General features: G+C 55.6%; 2 tRNA genes and 3 rRNA genes. All 5 read right to left on the minus strand.

The features are described from left to right. Nucleotides 1-27 precede the first annotated feature (27 nt). Nucleotides 28-142, minus strand: a 5S ribosomal RNA gene (gene rrf / locus DSAT_RS06960). Nucleotides 143-201: 59 nt separating this feature from the next. After that, nucleotides 202-3,134: ribosomal RNA gene (locus DSAT_RS06965) — 23S ribosomal RNA — on the minus strand. Between the two features lie 52 nt (nucleotides 3,135-3,186). Next, nucleotides 3,187-3,262: transfer RNA gene (locus DSAT_RS06970), tRNA-Ala, on the minus strand. Between the two features lie 13 nt (nucleotides 3,263-3,275). Next, nucleotides 3,276-3,352: transfer RNA gene (locus tag DSAT_RS06975), tRNA-Ile, on the minus strand. Nucleotides 3,353-3,511: 159 nt separating this feature from the next. Next, nucleotides 3,512-5,063 (minus strand): 16S ribosomal RNA (locus tag DSAT_RS06980). The 16S, 23S and 5S rRNA genes sit together here with 2 tRNA genes alongside, the layout of an rRNA operon. Between the last annotated feature and the right edge of the window lie 94 nt (nucleotides 5,064-5,157).

Raw genomic sequence — 5,157 nt, forward strand, 5'->3', positions numbered from 1 at the left:
TTTGGACCGGGGGCTTTTGAAGGAGAGCCCTGGCAGCGACCTACTTTCCCACAAGTGAACTTGCAGTATCATCGGCGAAGAGGGGCTTAACTGCCGAGTTCGGAATGGGATCGGGTGTGACCCCCTCTCTATGGCCGCCAGGACAATTTCTTGGGCTTGCGCCCGAAATATAGAAATGGCGTTTGAGGTTGCGTTTGTGTGTGGATGAAGACGCACGACCTATTAGTACCGGTCAGCTGAGCGCATCACTGCGCTTACACCTCCGGCCTATCAACCAGGTGGTCTACCTGGGGTCTTTAGGGACCGAAGTCCAGGGAGAACTTATCTTGAGGCAGGTTTCCCGCTTAGATGCCTTCAGCGGTTATCCTTTCCGAACATAGCTACCCAGCAGTGCCGCTGGCGCGACAACTGGAACACCAGAGGTTCGTCCATCCCGGTCCTCTCGTACTAGGGACAGCCCCTCTCAATTCTCCTGCGCCCACAGAGGATAGGGACCAAACTGTCTCACGACGTTTTAAACCCAGCTCGCGTACCACTTTAAACGGCGAACAGCCGTACCCTTGGGACCTGCTCCAGCCCCAGGATGTGATGAGCCGACATCGAGGTGCCAAACCGCATCGTCGATGTGAACTCTTGGATGCGATCAGCCTGTTATCCCCGGCGTACCTTTTATCCTATGAGCGATGGCCCTTCCATGCGGAACCACCGGATCACTAAGACCGACTTTCGTCCCTGCTCGGCATGTCTGCCTTACAGTCAAGCTCCCTTATGCCTTTGCACTCAACGGCTGGTTTCCAATCAGCCTGAGGGAACCTTTGCAAGCCTCCGTTACTGTTTGGGAGGCGACCGCCCCAGTCAAACTACCCACCAGACGCTGTCCCCCGGCCGGATAACGGCTCGAGGTTAGGGTCTTAGACTGACAAGGGTGGTATTTCAAGGTTGGCTCCCTCCATACTGGCGTACAGAGTTCAAAGCCTCCCACCTATCCTACACATGCCAGCCCAAAACACAACGTCAAGTTGTAGTAAAGGTGCACAGGGTCTTTCCGTCCTTCTGCGGGGAGACGGTATTTTCACCGCCACTCCAATTTCACCGAGTCTCCGGTCGAGACAGTGTGGAGATCGTTACGCCATTCGTGCAGGTCAGAACTTACCTGACAAGGAATTTCGCTACCTTAGGACCGTTATAGTTACGGCCGCCGTTTACCGGGGCTTCGGTTTAGGGCTTCGCCGAAGCTAACCCCACCCCTTAACCTTCCGGCACCGGGCAGGCGTCAGTCCCTATACGTCGTCTTGCGACTTCGCAGAGACCTGTGTTTTTAGTAAACAGTCGCCCCCACCTTTTCACTGCGGCTTTCCAAAGCTTGGCAAGTAAATCGCCTCACCATGGAAAGCGCCCCTTCTCGCGAACTTACGGGGCCAATTTGCCGAGTTCCTTGACCGGAGTTTTCTCGAACGCCTTGGGTTACTCACCCCGCCCACCTGTGTCGGTTTGCGGTACGGTTTGCACGAGGTAAACTTAGAGGCTTTTCTTGGCAGCATGGGCTCAACCACTTCAGTCCTTGCGGACACGGCATCGTGTCTCGGCGATATCCCGCGGATTTGCCTACGGGACCTGCCTACACACTTGCACCGGGACATCCAACACCCGGATGGCCTACCCTTCTGCGTCCCCCCAATCGCGCCCTCGCGCAAGTACGGGAATATTAACCCGTTTCCCATCGACTACGTCTTTCGACCTCGCCTTAGGGGCCGACTCACCCTGGGAAGATTAACTTTACCCAGGAAACCTTGGGCTTACGGCGGGCATGTTTCTCACATGCCTTATCGTTACTCATGCCAGCATAATCACTTCTCACAAGTCCAGGATGGCTTACGCCTTTCCCTTCGTCCCGTATGAGAACGCTCCCCTACCACGCACATTGCTGTGCATCCGCAGCTTCGGTACCATGCTTAGCTCCGTTACATCTTCGGCGCAGGGCCACTAGACCAGTGAGCTATTACGCTTTCTTTAAAGGATGGCTGCTTCTAAGCCAACCTCCTGGCTGTCTAAGCAGCCCCACTACCTTTCCCACTGAGCATGGATTTCGGAACCTTAGCTGGCGGTCTGGGCTCTTTCCCTCTCGGCTACGGACCTTCGCACCCGCAGCCTGACTCCCGGGAAACAACTTAACGGCATTCGGAGTTTGATAGGGTTTGGTAAGCTGGTAGGCCCCCTAGCCCTTTCAGTGCTCTACCTCCGTCAGTCTATCCCGAGGCTATACCTCAATATATTTCGGGGAGAACCAGCTATCACCGAGTTTGATTGGCCTTTCACCCCTATCCACAAGTCATCCAAGTAATTTTCAACTTACACTGGTTCGGTCCTCCACTCGGTTTTACCCGAGCTTCAACCTGCTCATGGATAGATCACCCGGCTTCGGGTCTACTTCGCCGTACTAAACGCCCTATTCAGACTCGCTTTCGCTTCGGCTCCGCTCACGCTTAACCTCGCACGACAAAGTAACTCGCTGGCTCATTATGCAAAAGGCACGCTGTCGCGGAACAAGTCCGCTCCAACCGCTTGTAGACAACAGGTTTCAGGTTCTATTGCACTCCCCTAACAGGGGTTCTTTTCACCTTTCCCTCACGGTACTGGTTCACTATCGGTCGCTAGCGAGTATTTAGCCTTGGAGGATGGTCCCCCCAGATTCAGACGGGGTTTCACGTGCCCCGCCCTACTCGGGTACCGTCTGCGCCACTTTCGACTTCGCGTACGGGACTTTCACCCTCTATGATCGAACTTCCCAGATCGTTCCGCTATCTACTCATGGATCACGTATGACGGCCCCACAACCCCGAAGCCACGAATGACTCCGGTTTGGGCTCTTCCCCGTTCGCTCGCCACTACTGAGGGAATCTCGTTTGATTTCTCTTCCTCCGGGTACTGAGATGTTTCACTTCCCCGGGTTGGCTTCCCAAGACCTATGAATTCAGTCAAGGGACGACTGGACATGACTCCAGCCGGGTTGCCCCATTCGGAAATCCTCGGATCAAAGCCTGTTTGGCGGCTCCCCGAGGCTTATCGCAGCCTACCACGTCCTTCTTCGCCTGCTAGCGCCAAGGCATCCACCTGTTGCCCTTATTATCTTAATCCAGACGCGCAACCTCAAACGCCTATTTCACTTTCAAAGAACATGCCCACCCCTGGTGGAGGTGAACGGAATCGAACCGATGGCCCCCTGCGTGCAAAGCAGGTGCTCTCCCAGCTGAGCTACACCCCCTTCGGGATAAGCATGGTGGGCCTAGATAGACTTGAACTATCGACCTCACGCTTATCAGGCGTGCGCTCTAACCACCTGAGCTATAGGCCCACTCGTACGCGGGACTATACCGCCGCATGGCTCTCACTCCTACCCGGACCAAATCCGAAACCAGGCGCGAAACTTCCACACGACCCACCCACGTGGTTCGGTTCTCAAAGATCACTCAAGATCTTTGCAATTAAATAGCGAGACGGGCGCTTGCTCGGTAAAGGAGGTGATCCAGCCGCAGGTTCCCCTACGGCTACCTTGTTACGACTTCACCCCAATCATCGGCCCTACCGTAGACGGCTACCTCCTTGCGGTTAGTCCGCCGGCTTCGGGTAGAACCAACTTTCGTGGTGTGACGGGCGGTGTGTACAAGGCCCGGGAACGTATTCACCCCGGCATGCTGATCCGGGATTACTAGCGATTCCAACTTCATGCAGTCGAGTTGCAGACTGCAATCCGGACTGGGACGGCTTTTTTGGGATTGGCTCCACCTCGCGGTCTCGCTGCCCTTTGTAGCCGCCATTGTAGTACGTGTGTAGCCCTGGACGTAAGGGCCATGATGACTTGACGTCGTCCCCACCTTCCTCCCGGTTGACCCGGGCAGTCTCGCCAGAGTGCCCAGCTTTACCTGCTGGCAACTGACAATAGGGGTTGCGCTCGTTGCGGGACTTAACCCAACACCTCACGGCACGAGCTGACGACAGCCATGCAGCACCTGTCTCCCCGCTCCCCGAAGGGCACCCCCGCGTCTCCGCAGGGTTCGAGGGATGTCAAACCCAGGTAAGGTTCTTCGCGTTGCATCGAATTAAACCACATACTCCACCGCTTGTGCGGGCCCCCGTCAATTCCTTTGAGTTTCAGCCTTGCGACCGTACTCCCCAGGCGGGATGCTTAACGCGTTAACTGCGGCACCGACGGTGAACCCGCCGACACCTAGCATCCATCGTTTACAGTGTGGACTACCAGGGTATCTAATCCTGTTTGCTCCCCACACTTTCGCACCTCAGCGTCAGTACCTGTCCAGGTGGCCGCCTTCGCCACTGGTGTTCCTCCCGATATCTACGGATTTCACTCCTACACCGGGAATTCCGCCACCCTCTCCAGGACTCAAGCAAGGCAGTATCACACGCAGTTCCCCGGTTGAGCCGAGGGCTTTCACATGTGACTTACCAAGCCGCCTACGTGCGCTTTACGCCCAGTGATTCCGATTAACGCTCGCACCCTCCGTATTACCGCGGCTGCTGGCACGGAGTTAGCCGGTGCTTCCTCTGGAGGTACCGTCAAAACATACGGATATTACCCGTATGCCACTTCTTCCCTCCTGACAGAGGTTTACGACCCGAAAGCCTTCTTCCCTCACGCGGCGTCGCTGCGTCAGGCTTTCGCCCATTGCGCAATATTCCCCACTGCTGCCTCCCGTAGGAGTCTGGACCGTGTTTCAGTTCCAGTGTGGCTGATCATCCTCTCAGACCAGCTACCCATCGTTGCCTTGGTGGGCCATTACCCCGCCAACTAGCTAATGGGACGCGGACTCATCACAAGGCGATAGCTTGCAAGCAGAGGCCATCTTTCCACCATAAATAAATATGATGCGTACCCGGTATTAGCAGGCGTTTCCACCTGTTATCCCAGTCCTCGCGGTAGATTATCCACGTGTTACTCACCCGTGCGCCGCTGTACTCATCCACCGAAGCGGACTTTCTCGCTCGACTTGCATGTGTTAAGCACGCCGCCAGCGTTCAATCTGAGCCAGGATCAAACTCTCCAGTTCAAATCCTGTAGAATCTCTGAAACTCATAAACACCCGAAGGTGTCCACTTCGCGTTCGCGCCCGATCTCGCTATTTAATTGTCAAAGACCTTGAA

It is taken from the genome of Alkalidesulfovibrio alkalitolerans DSM 16529, assembly GCF_000422245.1.
In the GTDB taxonomy this organism is placed as follows: Bacteria; Desulfobacterota; Desulfovibrionia; order Desulfovibrionales; family Desulfovibrionaceae; genus Alkalidesulfovibrio; species Alkalidesulfovibrio alkalitolerans.